Source organism: Polymorphobacter sp., assembly GCF_048007885.1.
GTDB lineage: Bacteria > Pseudomonadota > Alphaproteobacteria > Sphingomonadales > Sphingomonadaceae > Sandarakinorhabdus.
The window spans coordinates 1409558-1427375 of sequence record NZ_CP180346.1 but is presented as its reverse complement, the minus strand read 5'-3'; the positions used below and the strand labels follow the sequence as shown (position 1 = coordinate 1427375).

The 17818-nt window shown below is 67.4% G+C and carries 19 protein-coding genes; 10 read left to right on the top strand and 9 right to left on the bottom strand.

The genetic code is table 11. From position 1 onward, the window contains the following. Nucleotides 1-80 precede the first annotated feature (80 nt). Nucleotides 81-620 carry a hypothetical protein gene (locus ACMVO5_RS06770; RefSeq protein ID WP_416906769.1) on the top strand — a complete coding sequence of 180 codons (540 nt, stop codon included), beginning with the start codon at nt 81-83 and terminating at the stop codon, nt 618-620. Then, complete coding sequence (locus ACMVO5_RS06765) at nt 617-1447, top strand: phytanoyl-CoA dioxygenase family protein (RefSeq protein WP_416906768.1); 831 nt, start codon at nt 617-619, stop codon at nt 1445-1447. Before ACMVO5_RS06770 ends, ACMVO5_RS06765 begins: the two co-directional genes overlap by 4 nt. On the opposite strand, the gene ACMVO5_RS06760 is transcribed toward ACMVO5_RS06765, so the two are convergent. The 3 genes from ACMVO5_RS06760 to ACMVO5_RS06750 are packed head-to-tail and all read right to left on the bottom strand — an operon-like array spanning nt 1444 to nt 4030. Then, nucleotides 1444-2316, bottom strand: a complete 873-nt coding sequence (locus tag ACMVO5_RS06760) for an alpha/beta fold hydrolase (RefSeq protein WP_416909322.1) — start codon at nt 2314-2316, stop codon at nt 1444-1446. The genes ACMVO5_RS06765 and ACMVO5_RS06760 overlap by 4 nt on opposite strands. A 5-nt stretch (nt 2317-2321) precedes the next feature. Continuing rightward, nucleotides 2322-3164: an SGNH/GDSL hydrolase family protein gene (locus ACMVO5_RS06755; RefSeq protein WP_416906766.1), complete on the bottom strand. Its 843-nt coding sequence runs from the start codon at nt 3162-3164 to the stop codon at nt 2322-2324. Next, nucleotides 3164-4030, bottom strand: a complete 867-nt coding sequence (locus tag ACMVO5_RS06750; protein WP_416906765.1) for a helix-turn-helix domain-containing protein — start codon at nt 4028-4030, stop codon at nt 3164-3166. Before ACMVO5_RS06750 ends, ACMVO5_RS06755 begins: the two co-directional genes overlap by 1 nt. A 106-nt stretch (nt 4031-4136) precedes the next feature. Between ACMVO5_RS06750 and ACMVO5_RS06745 the strand changes: the two genes are divergently transcribed. Continuing rightward, nucleotides 4137-5168 (top strand): DUF1838 family protein, encoded by a 1032-nt coding sequence (locus ACMVO5_RS06745; RefSeq protein WP_416906764.1) that lies wholly within the window; start codon nt 4137-4139, stop codon nt 5166-5168. Nucleotides 5169-5456: 288 nt separating this feature from the next. Here the strand turns inward: ACMVO5_RS06745 and ACMVO5_RS06740 are convergent, their stop codons facing one another. Then, nucleotides 5457-6602 carry an FAD-dependent monooxygenase gene (locus tag ACMVO5_RS06740; RefSeq protein ID WP_416906763.1) on the bottom strand — a complete coding sequence of 382 codons (1146 nt, stop codon included), beginning with the start codon at nt 6600-6602 and terminating at the stop codon, nt 5457-5459. Continuing rightward, nucleotides 6599-7819, bottom strand: coding sequence for an MFS transporter (locus ACMVO5_RS06735; RefSeq protein ID WP_416906762.1), 1221 nt, complete (start codon nt 7817-7819; stop codon nt 6599-6601). The genes ACMVO5_RS06740 and ACMVO5_RS06735 overlap by 4 nt, the downstream gene beginning before the upstream one ends. Nucleotides 7820-7935: 116 nt before the next feature. Here ACMVO5_RS06735 and ACMVO5_RS06730 point away from each other — a divergent pair, with 116 nt between their 5' ends. Then, a complete protein-coding gene (locus tag ACMVO5_RS06730; protein ID WP_416906761.1) occupies nt 7936-9321 on the top strand; it encodes an FAD-dependent oxidoreductase in 1386 nt (461 codons plus the stop codon). A gap of 265 nt (nt 9322-9586) precedes the next feature. Here ACMVO5_RS06730 and ACMVO5_RS06725 read toward each other — a convergent pair whose 3' ends face one another. Genes ACMVO5_RS06725 through ACMVO5_RS06710 form a run of 4 tightly spaced genes read right to left on the bottom strand, consistent with a single transcriptional unit; the run spans nt 9587 to nt 13648 of the window. Continuing rightward, nucleotides 9587-11158 (bottom strand): FAD-binding oxidoreductase, encoded by a 1572-nt coding sequence (locus tag ACMVO5_RS06725; RefSeq protein ID WP_416906760.1) that lies wholly within the window; start codon nt 11156-11158, stop codon nt 9587-9589. Nucleotides 11159-11161: 3 nt separating this feature from the next. Next, nucleotides 11162-11491, bottom strand: a complete 330-nt coding sequence (locus ACMVO5_RS06720) for a hypothetical protein (RefSeq protein WP_416906759.1) — start codon at nt 11489-11491, stop codon at nt 11162-11164. Nucleotides 11492-11502: 11 nt separating this feature from the next. Then, nucleotides 11503-12726, bottom strand: coding sequence for a methyltransferase domain-containing protein (locus ACMVO5_RS06715; RefSeq protein ID WP_416906758.1), 1224 nt, complete (start codon nt 12724-12726; stop codon nt 11503-11505). Nucleotides 12727-12730: 4 nt separating this feature from the next. Beyond that, on the bottom strand, nt 12731-13648 hold the full coding sequence (locus ACMVO5_RS06710) for a polysaccharide deacetylase (protein ID WP_416906757.1): 918 nt from the start codon (nt 13646-13648) through the stop codon (nt 12731-12733). A 145-nt stretch (nt 13649-13793) separates the two neighbouring features. On the opposite strand from ACMVO5_RS06710, the gene ACMVO5_RS06705 reads away from it, so the two are divergent. The 6 genes from ACMVO5_RS06705 to ACMVO5_RS06680 are packed head-to-tail and all read left to right on the top strand — an operon-like array spanning nt 13794 to nt 17543. Then, nucleotides 13794-14045, top strand: a complete 252-nt coding sequence (locus ACMVO5_RS06705) for an exodeoxyribonuclease VII small subunit (RefSeq protein ID WP_416906756.1) — start codon at nt 13794-13796, stop codon at nt 14043-14045. Nucleotides 14046-14057: 12 nt separating this feature from the next. Continuing rightward, on the top strand, nt 14058-14957 hold the full coding sequence (locus ACMVO5_RS06700) for a polyprenyl synthetase family protein (RefSeq protein ID WP_416909321.1): 900 nt from the start codon (nt 14058-14060) through the stop codon (nt 14955-14957). Between the two features lies 1 nt (nt 14958). Further along, complete coding sequence (gene coaD, locus ACMVO5_RS06695; protein ID WP_416906755.1) at nt 14959-15459, top strand: pantetheine-phosphate adenylyltransferase; 501 nt, start codon at nt 14959-14961, stop codon at nt 15457-15459. Nucleotides 15460-15461: 2 nt separating this feature from the next. Next, the gene (locus ACMVO5_RS06690) at nt 15462-16166 is read left to right on the top strand and encodes a peptidylprolyl isomerase (RefSeq protein WP_416906754.1); all 705 of its coding nucleotides are present in this window, start codon (nt 15462-15464) and stop codon (nt 16164-16166) included. Nucleotides 16167-16182: 16 nt separating this feature from the next. Further along, nucleotides 16183-17205 carry a tRNA preQ1(34) S-adenosylmethionine ribosyltransferase-isomerase QueA gene (gene queA / locus ACMVO5_RS06685; RefSeq protein ID WP_416906753.1) on the top strand — a complete coding sequence of 341 codons (1023 nt, stop codon included), beginning with the start codon at nt 16183-16185 and terminating at the stop codon, nt 17203-17205. A gap of 47 nt (nt 17206-17252) precedes the next feature. Continuing rightward, nucleotides 17253-17543, top strand: coding sequence for a hypothetical protein (locus tag ACMVO5_RS06680; RefSeq protein WP_416906752.1), 291 nt, complete (start codon nt 17253-17255; stop codon nt 17541-17543). Nucleotides 17544-17818: the final 275 nt, after the last annotated feature.

The following is a 17818-nucleotide window of genomic DNA, read 5'->3' as shown; positions in this document are numbered from 1 at the left end:
CAGTTTCGCGCCACCCTCCGCAGGGCGGTCAGCCCGATCGCCTCTGGCGCGGCAGCGCAGGTCTGGGGCATGATGCAGCCATGTCGCATATCCTCTGGAGCAACGCCGGTTTCCTCGCGCTCGCCGCCGCCGCCATGGCCTGGGCGGCATGGCGCACGCGCCCCGGCCCGGCCTTCCCCGGCCCGCGCCCGGTCGGCCCCATCTTCAAGGCCTGGCTGCTCATCATCTGGGGCGTCGGCCTGCTGCTGCCGCTCGCCGCCCTCGCGCTTGAGGGCCGCGCGCCCGCCACCCGCTGGGCGCTCCTCCCCTATCTCGCCATGTTCGTCCTTCAGGTCGTGTTCGAGCTTATCGCCTGGAAGCGGCTGCGCTCACCCATCTGGGTCATCGTGCCCTGCCTGTTCCTGCCCTGGCGGCTGTTCCAGGTCTGGCAGGGCATGGCGCTCGCCCCCCATGCGCCCCTCACCGCGCTCACCCTCGATGCGCTGTTCGTGCTCTGGGTCATCAACATCGGCGTGCATTACACCAACATCCCCAACACCATGCGCTGGGATGCCCACGCGCCTGACAGCCGTTTCGACAGCCTCAAAGACCCGCGTGTCTTCGTGAAGGACGCCCAATGATCACGCCCGACCACATCGCCGAATATCGGGGCAGCGGCTGCACCCGCATCGAAGGCGCCTTCACCGATTGGGTCGCGCCGATCACTGCCGCCATTGACCGCATCGAAGCCGGCTTTGCGGGCGATGGCTGGGGCCATGTCACCCATTCGCCCGTGCAGAACCCGCCGTCGCGCCACCCCAGCGGCGAAGGCGGCGTCCAGCTGCGCAACTGCATGCCCTGTGACCCGCTCTTCGCCCGCTGGGCCACAGAGAGCCCTGCCGCCGCCCTCGTCGGCCAGCTCATGGGCGCCACCTCGGTGCGGCTCTGGATGGACGCCACCTTCATCAAGCAGGGCAATGATCCCGCCGCCGCCACGCCGTGGCACAATGATGTCTGCACCTTCCCCTTCACCGGCGAGCATCTCCCCAGCCTCTGGATCGCGCTCACCGATGTCGATGACGCCAACGCCCCGATGCTGACGCTGGCCGGCTCAAACCTCGATGGCTGGCGCTATCACAGCCCGCTCTCGCGGCAGGATGTCAGCCTCGAAGGTTACCGCCCCTGGGCCGAGCTGGAAGCGCGCGTCACAGCGCCTGATGCCGATATCCGCGTCTGGCCGGCGCGCGCTGGTGACGCGCTGCTCATCCACCCCAAGACCATCCACGCCTCCCGCCCCGGCAGCCCCGGCAGGCGCCGCGTCGCCTTCACCACCCGCTGGATCGGCTCCGATGTCGTCTGGGCGCCCGACGCGCTGTCGGCCGTCATCGCGCCGCTCGCCAGCCACCCGGCCATGCGCCCCGGCGAGGCCCCGCCCGAAGCGATCTTCCCCGTCCTCTGGCGCGGCTAAACGTTCCGCGCCTCCAGCCGCGCCAGCCCCGGCTGCACCTCGGTGATGGCCGCGATGCTGCCCCCGCTCCTCACCGCGCGCACCAGCGCCAGGGCCGCCGCAATCGCGCCGTCAAACTGCACCCGCTGCGGGGTCTCGGTGCGCTCGGGTCGACCATAGAGATTGCCGAAATAATGGTCCACGCCCTCGCCCACAAACAGCAGCGCAGGCGCGGGCGTGGTGTCATAGCTCAGCTTGTGCGCCTCCCAGCGCGGCGCGATCATCGGCAGAATGTCCGCCGTGCCGGTCTGCACGAACATCGGCCTTGATACCGTCTCCCACGTCGTCTCGGGGATATTGGGCGGAAACGGCCCCGGCGGCGAAAAGGCCAGCGCAAGGTCGCAGTCGCCGTCCTCGGCCGCTGCCCCGGTGCCGCGCGCCGCCACCCGCGCCCCCACCAATATCTGCGCAATCAGCGCGCCAAAGCTGTGCCCGCACGCCACCACCGGGCCATTGTCGGCGCCAATGCTCGCGCGCATCCGGATCAGCGCGCGCATATCCTCCATGCGAAACGCCATCGAATCCGCCGGATCGATCTTGCCCCCGCCGGGATGGTCCGGCGTGTCGGCATGCAGCGGGGCCGCCACCACAAAGCCCGCCGCCGCCATCGGCTCGACAAGATTGCGATATTTGTCGGGCCGCGAAAACGCCCCGTGCGAAAACAGCATCAAGGGCAGCGGCCCATCGCCCACCGGTCGCCACAGCCGAAACGGCATCACCCGCCCGCTCGGCAACACCAGCGAAGATTCGGATTCGACAATCCCCTCCCGCGCCGCTGCCCCCGCCACCGGCGCCAGCGCCAACCCGGCCATCACCGTCCGCCGTGTCATCCCGCTCACTCACCCTCTCCCATCTCGCCCAGCATCGCTGCCAGCGCATCCGCCACCGCCGTCATCCCCGCCAGCCTGGGGTGATAGGGCACAAAGCCCCGCGCCCCCGCCGGCGCCACAAACCCCGTCATCCACGGCCGCGCCCCGCACGCATCATGCCCCGCCGAAAGGGCGGCGGCCGACAGCAGGTCCGCGCGCATCCCCATATCCTGCGCCCGCGTCGTCGCCGCCGCCGTCTCGGCGGCCAGCCGCGCCGCCACCGCCCGCGCCGCGTCCGCCTCGGCCGCCCCCATCGGCGCCGACGCACAGCCGCCTTCCTCGGGCAACACGGTCAGATAATCCACAAACACCAGCCGCGCAGCCGGCGCGCGCCGCCGCACCTCGCGCGCAATCTCGTCCAGCCGCCCCGCCAGCGCCTGCCAGTCCGCCTCTTCCGGCGGCGGCGGCGCGCTCGCCCGGCCACACACCCCCGCCCCCGGCATCACCTTGCACGAGGCCGCAAACAGCCCGCCGATATAGCCCACATCATTGCCGCCCACCGTCACCGTCACCAGCGCCGTGTCGGCGCGCAGCGCATCGAGCTGCGCCGGCAGCTCGCGCCACGGCCCCAGCAGATGCGCCGTCGTCGCCCCGCTGCACGTCATGTCGGTCAGCCCCAGCCCCAGCTTTCGTGCCAGCTGGCGTGGATAACTGTCCGCCGCCTGCCCGCAGCGCCGCGCCCCCGCCGCCGCCGCGCCAATCCCCGGCCCGGCCGCAAAGGAACTCCCCATCGCCACATAATGCACCGGCGCGCCTGCCGCCCCGCCCGCCAGCAGCCCCGCCGCCAGCGCCGCCACCAGCCGCCGCATCACACCGCCACCGGCGGATAGACATCGCCCGAGCCCAGCTCCGCCGAAATCGCCCGCGCCGTCTCGCGGATATGCGGCACAAACCGCTCTTCTGCCTCGGCCATGGTAAAGGCGCTGGCAAAGAAGATCAGCCCCAGCGCGCCAATCGCCACCCCGTCCTTGAACAGCGGCATGGCAATCGACGAGGTCTTGCCCGGCGTCGCGGTATAGATATTGCGCGCCTGGGTGGCATAGCCCTTGGTGCGAATGTCGGTCAGCATCTTCTCCGAGCTCGTCAACAGCACCGCCAGCCGCTCCGCTGGCCCCTCCATCTGCCGCAGCCCGGCCAGAACGCCCGCGCGCTCCTCGGCCCGCGCCCAGGCCAGCCATGCCTTGCCGGTGCTGCACTCGATGATCGGCAGGGTAAAGCCCGGCGCATAATTGTGCAGCGTCAGCGACGTCAGCTTGTGGGTGCTGTCGCGCACCATCATCATCGGCCCCACCCTTGATGTGATGCTCACCGGCCATGCCAGCAGCTTGGTCAGCGCCACGATATGCGGGCGGCTCACCGCCACCAGATCATCCTCCTCCTGAAAGCCCAGCGCCAGCGTGCGCACCATCGCGGTGGCCCGATACCGCTTGCGCGCCGGCTCGCGCTCCAGAAAGCCCTCGTCCATCAGCGTCTGCACAATCCGGCAGGCGGTCGGATAGGGGATCTCCGCCCCCCGGCAAATCTCCATCATCGTCACCGAGCCGCCCCGGTTGACCGTCTGCAACACCGCCAGCCCGCGGCTGATCGCCCGCACATTGCCGTCACGCTCGCCGCCAGCCGCTTTCGCCTTCCCCGCCCCCTTGGCCGTCGCCCCCGTCGCTTCCATGGCAGTCATCTCGCCCTCCCTATCCGGCTAGCGGAGAGATAGGCCGACCAACTCTTGCCGTCAAAGGGGAAGGGTGGTGCGATGCAAAAGTCAAATGGCGGCAATGGAGTGAGTTATGGATCGGCGTTCGTTCATCGCAGGGGCAGGGGCCGTCGCAGCCGCAGGCGCAGCACTCGCCGCCACCACACCCGCCCGCGCCAAGATCCGCACCACCGAGCCTGACACGCTCAAGGGCAGCTTCCTCGATCTCACCACCGGCGAAGGCAATATGGAAGCCATCGCCCGCATCAACGCCAACACCGACATGAAATCCACCAAATATGGCTGGGCGCAAGGCATCGTCCAGGGCGTCATGCCGGGCGCCATCATCCGCGATCTCTGCGGCTTCACCATGATCAGCTGCGCCAAGCTGCTGCCCTATGAAGGCGGCAAGGGTTACCGCAAGGTGCTGCGCGAAGTCGGCCTCTACACCGACCTCAAGACCGGCGAAATCCTCGAGGAATGGACCAACCCCTATTTCGACGAAAAGGTGAAGGTCGTCCCCATCGCCAACGACCCCTTCAACCAGCTCATCACGCCGTTCGCGCCGCGCGGCCCGTCCTACGGCGGCCTCAACAAGACCGAGGAAAAGCGCGACCCGCTCCAGCTCAACTGGATCCGGCGTGGCGACAAGGCCTTCCTCACCAGCTACATCAACCTCTTCTACCCGTCCTCGCTGCCGCCCTCCAAATGGCCGCGCGAAAACGGCAACGTCATGAACCAGGTCACCGAAACCTTCCTCTACTCCTTCGACTGGGCCGACCTGCAAAACCCCAACCTCACCTCGATCGAATATAACGGCACCTGGTCACGCGTCACGCCGTGGCTGCCGTGGATGCTGATGGGGCCCACCCCCGGCCACTGCATCTACAACACCCACATGGGCGGCGAAGACAGCCTCGACAACATGGACCCCAAAACCCTGGCCTATGTCGCCAAAAACTTCCCCAAATACCTCGAAGCCCCAAGCGAATGGATCGAACCCTCGCTCTCCAGCCTCGAATGGTACGCCCGCGAACAAACCCCCGCCCCCGTGCCCCCCGGCCAGCCCGTCCCCAGCGTCCCCACGCCGGAACTGCCCGCCTATATGCAGAAGAAGCCGGGCTGAGGCGAAGGGTGTTTGCCGGGGGGCAGAAGGGCCTCCGGCGGCTGGGGCCTTAGGCCCCAGACCCCATCAGTGGCGCTGCCCATAATTCCCCGTCGCCCCGGATCTGATCAGGGGCCTTAGGCAACTCCCGTCCCGCCAAGCCCAGCGCCGCAGGCTATAAATGCGCTGCGCGCAGGCGCTGCCCTGTCCAGCCTTGTCCCAAACCCACAAATGGGGTCTGGGGCCTAAGGCCCCAGCCGCCGGAGGCAAATCTCGCCCGCCGGAGGCCCTCAATACCCCCCACAGGCGCTAAACCGCCTCCACCACCGTATTGCGTTCGAACAGGCCCATGCTTTCCTCGTTCAGCAGCGGCCCGGCGTGCAGGCTGTCGGGGTCCTTGCCTTGCAGTTTCATGCCGAGCAGCCGGCTCTGGGTCTGGATGAGGTTGGCGATCGGCTGGCGGTTGGCTTCATAGCGGGCGAGGGCCTCGTCGGGGGCGTAGTGCGCGAGGCAGCGGGCGAGGATGGCGGCGTCTTCGAGCGCGGCGGCGGCACCTTGGCCCATGAAGGGCAGCATGGCATGCGCTGCGTCGCCGAGCAGGGTGACGCGGCCTCTGGTCCAGGTTTCGAGCGGCGCGCGCGCGTGCAGCGCCCATTTGAACAGCTTGTCGGGTGGTGTGGCGCTGATGAGGGTCCGCACCAGCGGGTCCCAGTCTTCAAAGTGCGCCATCAGTTCGGGGATGGTGGAGGGGATGGTCCAGCCTTCCTCCTGCCAGCCGGCGGTTTCGACAAAGGCGGCGAAGTTGATGATTGCGCCGCCGCGCACGGGGTAGCGCATGAACAGCCGTCCCGGCCCGATGTGGATGCCGGGCGGCAGGCCCTGCTGCTCGGCGGGCAGGGCGTCGAGGGGCACCAGCCCGCGCCAGGCCACTTGCCCGGTATATTCGGGCGCATCGGCGGGCCACAGCGCGGCGCGCACGCCCGAGCGCACCCCGTCCGCGCCGACCACGATATCGGCTTCGGCCGCAGCGCCATTTTCAAAGCGCATCCGGCCTTCGGGTGTCACATCGCTGAGCGCATGGCCGAGCACGAGCCGGCCGGGGGCTGCGGCTTCAAAGGCGCTGGCAAGGGCCGTGTGCAGGTCGGCGCGGTGGACGTGATAATAGCCCGCGCCGCCGTGGCGGGCGGCGAAGTCGGCGCCGCGGTCGGATTCCTTCAGCACCTTGCCGGTCTGCCAATGCTGGGTCCATTGCACCCGCGGCATCACCCCGATGGGCCGCACATCCACGCCCAGCCAGTCGAGCACGCGCACCGCATTGGGGGCGAGCGTGATGCCCGCGCCAAGCTCGCCCAGCACGGCGCTGCGTTCATACAGTGTCACGTCCTGGCCCGAGCGGGCGAGCGCGAGGGCAGCGGTCAGCCCGCCCATGCCGGCGCCGATCACGGCGATCTTCATGCCATCTCCTCCTCGTTCGGGTAGCGTCCCATCAGCAGCAGCAGCGGCGGCACGCACACAAAGATGCCGGCGGCCACCATCAGCGCCGTGTCATAGCTGCCAGTGCGGTCGAAGATCCGGCCGAACAGCGCGGGTGAAAAGCCGCCGGCCACCAGCATGCCGACGGTCTGGATCGAATAGAGAAAGCCATAGTTGCGCATGCCGAAATAGCGCCCGGTCAGATAGGCGACGACGTCGAATTCCGCGCCCGCCGCCAGCCCGATGAGCAGCGCCGCCACCCCGATGAGAAGGGGCGAGGGCGCGCCCATCAGCAAGATGAGGCAGGCTAGCACCGGCAGCGCCAGCATGATCGCCGCCACCGCCGGCGCCCAGAAGCGGTCGATGAGCAGCCCCGCGCCCACCCGGCCCACAATGATGGCCACGCCCACGAGCGCAGCATAGCCCGCCGCTTGCGCCGCGCTCATGCCCCGGTCGGTGAGCAGCGGCACCAGCGTCGGGATCAGCCCGGCAATGGCCAGCGTCATCCCGGCAAAAACGAAAAGCAGCAGCCAGAAGCGATAATCCGAAAGCGCCGCCTTGCGGTCCGCGCCCGGCAGCGGCGTATCGCCCGCCGCCAGCGCCTTCGAATCGCGAAAGGTCAGCGCGGTCAGCGGCAGCGCCAGCAGCAGCACAGCGGCCCCCAGCGCGCGGTAGCCGTCCTCCCAGCCGCGCAGCGCGATCACCGCCGTCACCGCCGGCGGCGCGATCAGCGCGCAAAAGCCCGTGCCCATCAGCGCCAGCCCAAGGGCGGCGCCGCGCGCGGTGGTGAACCAGCCCGAAATCCCCCGCGTCCAGGTCACCGGCGAGGTGCCCGCGCCCAGAAAGGCCACCACCACCCAGCCGACATACCAACCGGTCAGCGAGGTGGCGAAGCTCGGCAGCGCGATCAGCCCCACACCCAGCCCGATCTGCGAGACCAGCGCCACGCCCCTCGCGCCCCAGCGGTCCACCGCCACGCCCCAGGCCCAGCTGGAGAGCAGCATGCCGAACATCAGCGCGGCAAAGCCCAGCTGCACCGCCTCGCGGCTCCAGCCGGTCGCCTCGGCAATCGGCTTCACAAACACGCCCAGCGTATAGAAAGGCAGCGCCGAAATGCCGAAGGCCGTGCCGAGCGTCCCGCCCAACACGGTCTTCCATCCGGCGCTGAACTCGGCCCGGTAAGTGAGGGTGCTCGCCATCGCCGCAGCTTTGCCCCGCCAAGGGCCGCCCCCACCGCCAACCCTCAAAACCTCCGCACAGCGAACATTATTTCTCCCATCCATGGCCGCGCGCGCCGCCACGCTATCCCCAAGCCATGGCCATTCTCTCCGAAAACCCCGGCGCGCCGGTCGCCCATTATCCCGTCATCATCATCGGCGGCGGCGCTGCCGGCCTCGTCGCAGCGCTTGCCGCACGTGACGGCGGCAGCGAAGTGCTGGTCATCGAGCGTGATCCCACCCCGCGCGGCACCACCGCCATGAGCACCGGCCTCATCCCCGCCGCCGGCACGCCCGATCAGGCCGAAGCCGGCGTCACCGACAGCGCCGACACCATGGCCAAGGATATCATCGCCAAGGCCGGCACCACCGACGACGCCGTGGTCCATGCGCTCGCTGCCCAGTCCGCCGAAGTCATCGGCTGGCTCAAGCGCCAGCACGGCGTGCCCCTCAGCCTCGTCACCGGCTTTCTCTACCCCGGCCACAGCAACATGCGCATGATGGGCACGCCGCACCGCACCGGTGAAGAGCTGATGGCCGGCCTCAACAACGCCTGCGCCGCCGCCGGCGTCGACATCCTCACCGACGCGCAGGCCCGCGATCTCGTCGCCGATGCACAGGGCCGCGTCACCGGCGTCGTCATCCAGCGTCCCGACGGCGCCACCGAAACCGTCACCTGCAATGCCCTCATCCTCGCCTGCTCGGGCTTCGCCGGAAACGCCGAGATGGTCGCCCGCTTCATCCCCGAAATCCACGGCGCCGTCTTCCACGGCCACCCCGGCAACAAGGGCGATGCGGTGGCGTGGGGCGAAGCACTGGGCGCAGCCGTCAAAGACATGGACGCCTATCAGGGCCACGGCGGGCTCGCCGCCGGCCACGGCATCCCCATCCTCTGGCCGCTGATCATGGAAGGCGGCATCCAGGTCAACCGCGCCGGCCAGCGCTTCGCCGATGAAAGCCGCGGCTATTCGGTGCAGGCCGCCAACATCGTCGCCCAGCCGGGCAGCGTCGCCTGGTCCGTCTATGACGCCCGCTGCGACGCCGTCATGCGCCAGTTCGACGATTACACCCATGCACTCAGCGCCGGCGCCATCGTCGAAGCCCCCGATCTCGCCATACTCGCCGCCAAAACCGGCCTGCCCGAAGCCGCCCTCACCCAAACCCTCGCAGACGTCGCCGCCATGGTGCGCAGCGAAAAACCCTGCCCCTTCGGCCGAAACTTCCCCGGCAAGCCCGAGCTCAAGGCCCCCTTCTTCGCCGCCCGCGTTAACGGCGCGCTGTTCCACACCCAGGGCGGCCTCGCCGTCGACACCCACGCCCGCGTGCTCCGCCCAGAAGGCACACCACTCCCCAACCTCTTTGCTGCCGGCGGCGCCGCACGCGGCATCTCCGGGCCGGGCGCCGCCGGCTACATCGCCGGCAACGGCCTGCTGTCAGCCACCGGCCTCGGCTACCTCGCCGGCAAGGCGGCAGCTCGGAGCTAAAGGGGCCTCCGGCGGGCAGTTAAGGGCCTCCGGCGGCTGGGGCCTCAGGCCCCAGACCCCAATAGTGGCGCAGCCCACAAATATCCGTCGCCCCGGACCTGATCCGGGGCCTAAGCGACTCCCGACGCCCCAAGCCCAGCGCCGCAGGCTATAAAGCGCTTCGCGCCGACGCTGACCTGCCAAGCCTTGTCCCAAAAAACAAATGGGGTCTGGGGCCTGAGGCCCTTAACTGCCCGCCGGAGGCCCTTAACTGCCCCTGACCGCCCTAAAGCCCCAAAGCCCCCGGGTTCAAAATCCCCTTCGGATCCAGCGCTGCCTTGATCGCGCGCAGCAGCGCCACCGAGGCTTCGTTGCGCCCGCCCAGCAGGTCATAGGATTTGCCCACCTGCAGGTGGGCTGCGCCGTGCGCGTGCATCAGCGCCTGGATGTCCGCCTTCATCCGCTTCACTTCGGCGCGCGCTTCGGGCGCGGCACCGTAGTGTGGCAGGGTCTTCAGATGGTCGGCCGGCACCACCTTGTCATGGTAGAGGGTGCGCGTGTCGGGCCAATAGAAGGTCGGCTCATAGATGAAGCCGCTGTTGCCCACGCACATGAACATCGTGCCCGAGAAGATGCCGTGCTTTTCCATCACGTCTGCCTGGCTGTCCCAATAGGCGCGGATGGCATGGTGGAACGGCACGGCGGCATCATGCGCCAGCACGGCGTGCATCGGCAGCCAGCGCTCGCCCTTGGGGCCAAGCACATTGGTCAGCGGCGCATAGGGCATCCCCCGCACGACCACCGGCACGGCGTTGGGCAGTTCGGTGCCATGCGCCAGTGCCAGCTTGCGGATGACGGCGGTCTTGGCCCTTGCGGCCGCTTCGTCCACGCCCTCGGTGATGTAATGCACGGCATAGGTCGCGGCCTTCAGCGCCTTGTCGCCCTGCACCGCCATCTTCGCCAGCGCCTTCACGCCCGCGCCCAGCGAGCTGGCGTTCTTCATCACCCCCTTGGCCACTTCGGCCTTGGCCGACACGCTGTCGTTGCGGCCGATCTGCCCCTGCTGGAGCACGGCGTCGATGCCGAAATTTTCCTGGTCCAGCCCTTCTTGCGCAATGGCGCGCATGGCCGCGTGCATCGCCTCGAAGCTGTCGAACGAGAAGCTCGCCGCATCAAAGGGCTCCAGCCGCCGCTCCAGCCTCAGCGTGAGCCTCGATTTCACCCCCAGCGCCCCGCAGTCGCCGGTAAACAGCCCGGCCATGTCCGGCCCGAACCAACGGAAGAAGGGCTTGCCCACCTCGCTGCCCATCGAGCCGGTGGCCAGCCGCTCGCCGGTGCCGGTGATGATCTCGATGTTGAGCAGCGCCTCGGCGGAAACCCCCGGCCCGTGCGAAATGCTGTTCTGCGACACCGAGCCGGCCACGGTGGCCGCCAGCCCTGAAAACGGCCCCTGAAAGCTGGCCCTGAGCCCCAGCGGCTTCAGCGTCTCCGCCAGCTCGGCCCAGGTGACGCCGGCCTCCACCGTCACCACGCCGTTTTCGGCGTCCACCTCAATGCCCTTCAGCCGCCCGGAATCGATGGTGATGCCGCCCGGCAGCTTCTGCAAGAAGCCGTCGGTGTAAGACGCACCGCCGCCGCGCATCACCACCGGCGCGCCGGCTGCATAGGCCGCCGCCACCACAGCCTGCAGCTCGTCGCAACTGCCCGGCCGCACCACGACAGCGGGCATCTCCAGCATCCGGTAGACATCGCTGCCAAAAAATTCCCGGTCCGCCTCGCCGGTCATCACATGAGCCTCGCCCACGATCCCCGCCAGCGCCTCGGCCAGATCAGGAGTGGTCTTCAACTGCGTTGCCATGGCTCACCCTTTCGCAATGTCTTCGATGGTCGTCTTGAAGCGCTCGGCGGTGTCCGCCTCGGCCGCTTCGGCCGCATCCTTCAGCGCCAGATAATAGAGCCGGTCGAGAAACGCCTGCCGCCGCGTCTCGCGCTCTTCCAACACATCCTGCGGCGGCACATAGGCCTCGATCGCCGCGCCCAGCCCGTTCTCGGTCGCCACCCGCTCCACCGTGTCGAGCCGGTCGCGCAGCGCCGAAAATTCGCTGGCCAGCACCATGATCATGCTCATCGCCTGATCCAGGCCTTGCGCCTCATAAAATTGCGGCCGCTTGCCGCGCGCATGCCGCCGCATCCGCCGCTCCATCACTTCACTGCCTTTTGCGCAATCAACACTTCCCAGCCCCCGCCCGGCGCATATTCGCCAGCCGTAAACTCGCGCTCGGCCAGGCTCTCGGTGGTCTCGGCCGTGTAGCTCTCGGCAGCGGCGGCAAATTCCATGATCGCCATGGGCGCGGTATCAAAGCGGATGCTGTCCGCCGGAAAGCCCGCCGCGCGGGCGAGTGCGGGCTGGTCCATCTCGCGCATCGCCCCCCAGAAGGGCTCATTGTTGTACAAGGTCTCATTGTCGAGAATGAACTGGGTAAAGGGGTCCATCAAATCGAACGGCGGCAGGTCGGCATGGATCATATAGCCGCCCGGCTTCAGCAGCCGGTGGCATTCCTTGAAGATCGCCGGCATCGCCTTGCCGCTGGTCTCGTGCAGCAGGATATGGCTGACAATCAGGTCGAAGCTTTCATCGGCAAAGCCGGTCGCAGACGCATCGCGCTGCATGAAGCCCACATCCAGCCCGAGGCCCGCCGCCCGGGCATGGGCATAGCGCAGCTGCGGCCCGGCGACATCGATGCCGATCACCTCGGCGTCCGGAAAGGCCTCCTTGAAGGGCAGGGTCGAGTGGCCCACGGTGCAGCCCATGTCGAGGATGTTTGCCGGCGTGAAGTCGGGCAGGTTGCGCTTGATGTAATTGGCCACCGAGCGGCCCATGTCGTCATTGGTCGGGCCCATATAGCCCATCGCATAAAGATAGACGCCCCGGTCATAGAGCGCGCCCGCCGCAATGGCGTCCGGCGTCTCCGCCTCGGCATAGCCGCCCGGCATGCAATGAATGTCGAGCGCGGTCACATAGCGCGGCGTGGGAAAGTCCGCCCGCGTCTCCAGCGGCGCCTTGTTCTTCGCCGAAAGCGCCTTGGCCTCAGCCTCCAGCGCCGGCAGCTGCCGCTCGATCGAATCGATCACCGTGTCCCAGATCAGCTCCTGCGCAATCCGGTTGGTGGCGGCATAATGCTGGAAATATTCATCCCCCACCATCGCCTTGCGGATGTCATGCCGGTCCGCCGGCGGCCGACCATGCGCCTTTTCAAAGCGTTTCGCCGCCCGGCTGCCATGCACGGGGCCAAGGCCGGGCAGCAGCCGCCCCTGCACAAAGCCCTTCAGGCTCTTGGCAAATTCCTGCCGCGCCGCCTCGTCGTGATTGGGTTTCGGCAAGACCGGGTGAATGCCCTGTTGAAAGGTGTTGAGCATCCCGGTCATCGCATCAGTCTCCCAGCTGGTTCGGCATATGGCTCTGGTGGTTCTCAAGATACCAGGTCGCAATCTCCTCGCGCGTCGCCCACCATACGCCGGGCAACGACTTCGCATAGGCGATGAATTCGCGCAGCGCCCGCACCCGGTGGGCGCGCCCCGAAACATGCGGGTGCAGCCCCACATTCATGATCCGGCCCGTCGTCTCGCCTTCCTTGTAGAGCACATCCAGCTCCTCGATCAGGATATCGCGAAACTGGTCGGTGGTATAATTGCGCCGCGTCAGCAGCGTGAAATCATTGATCTCGTTCGAATAGGGCACCGACACGATCGGCCCATTCGGGGTGCGCAGCAGATAGGGCTGATCATCGTTCATGATGTCACAATAAAAGGTGCAGCCAGCTTCCGCCAATATGTCGGCGGTCTGCAGCGTGCCGCGAAGGCTCGAGCTCAGCCAGCCCTTGGCCTTGCGCCCGGTCTCGGCCTCATATTTGGCCAGAGACGCCAGCACGATCTCGCGCTCCTTGGCCGGGTCGGCGTGAAAGTCGGTCAGCAGTTCGCCCTGCTCCCAATTGTGCGCCAGAAGCTCCCAGCCCCGGTCAAGACAGGCCTGCACCATCGGTCGCCGCCGGTCGAAGGTCACCGCATTGGTCGTGCAGCTCGCCTTGGCGCCCATCTCGTCAAACAGCTCATAAAGCCGCCAGATGCCCACCCGCTGGCCATATTCGCGCCAGCTGTAATTGGGAAAGTCCGGCACGCGCCCCGGCAGCACATCGGGCAGGATCGGCGGCCCGCCCGCATAATAGGGCCGGTCGGTATCCTTGGTCAGGTCCCATGTCTCCAGATTGAAGGTCAAAATGAGCGCCACCCGCGCCCCGTTCGGCCAGCGCAGCGGCTGACGTTCAGAAATGGGAATGTAAGGATAGTCCATGCCGCTCTGCTACGCCCTCGCTCCGCTCGCGCGCCGCCCGCGCGCCCAAGTCTCCGCATCGTGGATAATGTCCCGCCCGGCCGTAACGGCACCCCCGCTTGACCAACACCTTGACCAACACCGCGCCCCCGTCCAGAAACGCGCCATGGATGCCGCCGCCATTTCCGCCCTCAGTTTCGAAGACGCGCTGAAGCGCCTCGAAGCGATCGTTCACAGCCTCGAAAGCGGCACCGCCAGCCTTGAGGATTCGATCGCGCTCTACGCCGAGGGCCAGGCGCTGAAGGCGCATTGCGAGGCCAAGCTCGCCAAGGCCAGCGCTCGCATCGAGGCGATCCAGACCGACGAAACCGGCGCTGCAGTGGCCGTGCGCCCCTTCGATGCCGATGCCGGCGCCTGAATGACCGCCGCCATGGCCGCGCCTTCCAAAAGCCTCCGCCCCGCCCTTGACGCCATCGGCAAGGCCATCGACCAGCGCTTCGACCGGCTGCTCACTGTCCCCGAAGACACCCGCGCGCCGTTGTTCAAGGCGATGCGCCATGCCGCCATCGGCGGCGGCAAGCGCATGCGCCCGCTGCTCGTGGTGGCCTCGTGTGATCTCTTCGATGTGCCGCGCGAACGGGCGCTGCGCGTGGCGCTCGCCATCGAATGCATCCATGTCTACAGCCTCATCCACGACGATCTGCCGTGCATGGATGATGATGACATGCGCCGCGGCAAGCCCACCGTCCACAAGGCCTTTGATGAAGCCACCGCCGTGCTGGCCGGCGATTCGCTCCATGATTTCGCCTATGATCTGCTCAGCCACGAAGACACGCACCTCGATCCCTTTGTCCGCATCGACCTGATCCGGGCATTGACCGCCGCCTCAGGCGCCATGGGCATGGCCGGCGGCCAGATGATGGATCTTGTCGCCGAACACACCGCCTATGATCTGGGCGGCGTCACAAGGCTCCAGCAGCTCAAGACCGGCGCGCTCATCGGCTTCTGCCTCGAAGCCGGCGCCATCATGGGCGATGTTCCCGAGGCCGAGCGCACGCCGCTCAGGGGCTATGCCCGCGATCTCGGCCTCGCCTTCCAGATCGCTGATGATCTGCTCGATGTCGAAGGCTCGGAAGAAAAGGCCGGCAAGGCGCTGCGCAAGGATGAAGACGCCGGCAAGGCCACCTTCGTCTCGCTGCTCGGCATCGAGCGCGCCCGCACCCAGGCCCGCATGCTCATCGATCAGGCCATCGAGCATCTCGCCCATTTCGATCACCGCGCCGACCTCTTGCGCGCCATCGCCCGCTTCGCCGTCGAAAGGGACCGCTGACATGACCCGCATCGGCGTTTATCCGGGCACCTTCGATCCGGTCACGCTCGGCCATATGGACATCATCCGCCGCGGCGCCAAGCTCGTCGACAAGCTGGTCATCGGCGTCGCCACCAACCCCTCCAAGTCGCCGATGTTCACGCTCGCCGAGCGCAAGGACCAGATCCTCCGCGAAACCGCCGACATCGCCAATGTCGAGGTGGTCGAGTTCGACGCGCTGCTGATGACCTTCGCCGAGCGGCAGGGCGCCAGCCTCATCGTGCGCGGCCTGCGCGCGGTCGCCGATTTCGAATATGAGTTCCAGATGGCCGGCATGAACCAGCAGCTCAACAACAGCATCGAGACGGTGTTCCTCATGGCCGATGTCGCGCTCCAGCCCATCGCCTCGCGCCTCGTCAAGGAAATCGCCGTCTATGGCGGTGACATCTCCCGCTTCGTCACCCCCGCCATCGCCGCCGATGTCGTCGCCCGCGTCAACCAAACCGGCCGCAAGGGCAGCTGATCATGCGTTACCTCCTCGCCCTCCTGCTCATGCTCGGCCTCGCCAGCGCCGCCCATGCCCAGGCGCGCGGCCCCAGCGCGGCTGATCTCAAGGCCCCGCCCGAGCTGCCCAAGATGACCGCGCCCAGCAAGATCCTCGGCATGCTGCCGCAAAACGACCCCGAAAACATCCTCGTCCTCGATCTCTCGAGCGGCGGCCGCGTCCGCATCGCCATGCGCCCCGACGCCGCCCCCAAGCATGTCGAGCGCATCAAGACGCTCGCCCGCCAGGGCTTTTACGATGGCACCATCTTCCACCGCGTCATCGAAGGCTTCATGGCCCAGGGCGGTGATCCCACCGGCACCGGCACCGGCGGCTCCGAACTCCCCAATCTCGAAGCCGAATTCAACGAGCTGCCCCATGTCCGCGGCGCCGTCGCCATGGCCCGCGCGCAGGAAGAAAACAGCGCCAACAGCCAGTTCTACATCGTCTTCCAGCCGGTCATGAAGCTCGACCGCAATTACACCATCTTCGGCCGCGTCATCAGCGGCATGAACTGGGTCGATGCCATCGAGCGCGGCGAGCCCCCGCAAAACCCCACCCGCATCCTGCAAGCCTCGATCGAAGCCGACGGCAAGCCCGCCCCCGAAGCCCCCGCTCCGGCCGAAAACCTCGGCGGCGTCCTCGACGATCTCGGCGTCAGCCTGCCCACCGCCCAGCCCAACTGAGCCCGGCGCTGGCCTGATGCGCGTCGCCGATTTCGATTTCGACCTGCCACCAGACCGTATCGCGCTGCGCCCCGTCTCGCCCCGGGACAGCGCCCGCATGCTCGAAGTGCGAGGGAGCACGCTGTCCGACTGGATCATGCGCGACCTCCCCCAGCGTCTCGCGCCCGGCGATGTCCTCGTCGTCAACGATACCCGCGTCATCCCCGCCCAGTTCAGCGGCACCAGCGGCAATGCGCAGGTCGGCATCACGCTCCACAAACGCGAGGATCTCGCCCGCTGGTGGGCCTTCGTCAAAAACGCCCGCCGCCTCAAACAGGGCATGCCCGTCACACTCAGCACCAGCCTCACCGCCACGCCCGAAGCGCGCGGCGAAGACGGCAGCTGGCTGCTGCGCTTCGAAGCCGATGGCCCGCTCGAAGCCGCCATGGCCGCGGCCGGCACCATGCCGCTCCCCCCCTATATCGCCAGCAAGCGCGCCATCGACGAGAAAGACGCCGAAGATTACCAGACCCTCCACGCCAAGAAGGACGGCGCGGTTGCCGCCCCCACCGCCGGCCTGCACTTCACCCCCGCACTCTGGCAAGCCCTTGAAGCGCGCGGCGTAATGCGCGAAACCGTCACCCTCCACGTCGGCGCCGGCACCTTCCTCCCCGTCAAGGCCGACCGCACCGAAGATCACAAGATGCACAGCGAATGGGGCGAAATCCCCGCAGATGTCGCCGCCCGCCTCAACACCGCCCGTGCAAGCGGCGGCCGCATCATCGCGGTGGGCACCACATCGCTCCGCGTCCTCGAATCCGCCGCCACCCCGTCGGGCCTCCACCCCTTCCGCGGCGACACCGACATCTTCATCACCCCAGGCTACAAATTCGCCGCCATCAGCGGCCTCATCACCAACTTCCACCTGCCCAAATCCACCCTCTTCATGCTGGTCAGCGCCCTGATGGGCCTCGACACCATGCGCAAGGCGTACGCGCATGCCATCGCCCAGAACTACCGCTTCTACAGCTACGGCGACGGCTCCCTCCTCCTGCCCTGAAGGTGGTGTTCGGCCATCGTTCATGTCCGCCATGCGCATCTTCGCAAATGGCCAGCACAACCCCAGCCGCAGTCCTGCTCGTCCTTGCGCTCCTGTTGCTGGCATCCACAGCCCAGGCCCAGCCCGAAACGCGGCTCCGCATCACTGACCGGACCGGCAACACCCGCTTCGATCTTCCGGCGCTCAAGGTTGACAGGCACGGCGTCGCCCGCCTCGTCGACCGAACCGGCAACACGCGCCATGACTTGCCCTCGATCAGGCTGGACCACAAGGGCCGGGCACGCCCCGTCGACCGCACCGGCAACATGCGCCACGACCTGCCATTGGCGAGCCGATAGCCGCAATGCGGCCGCCTCCCGGCGATTTCCTGCCAGATCATAGCCAGTGAGCCGCTGCCCGCCGGCGATCTGACAAAATCAGCACCATTATGGATGCAAAAATCTCCGAGTCGCGGCCATCAATCCCGCGATTCCAACGCGTTAATTGTAAAATCTGAACCAGAGACTGCAAAATAACCCATTGAAAAGATGAACAAAGGCTTACTGTAAAATTACCGTAATCTTAAAAAAGTTTGAACTCTTCGTTAATTTCTGCAATTTCTCCCTCGCAACCA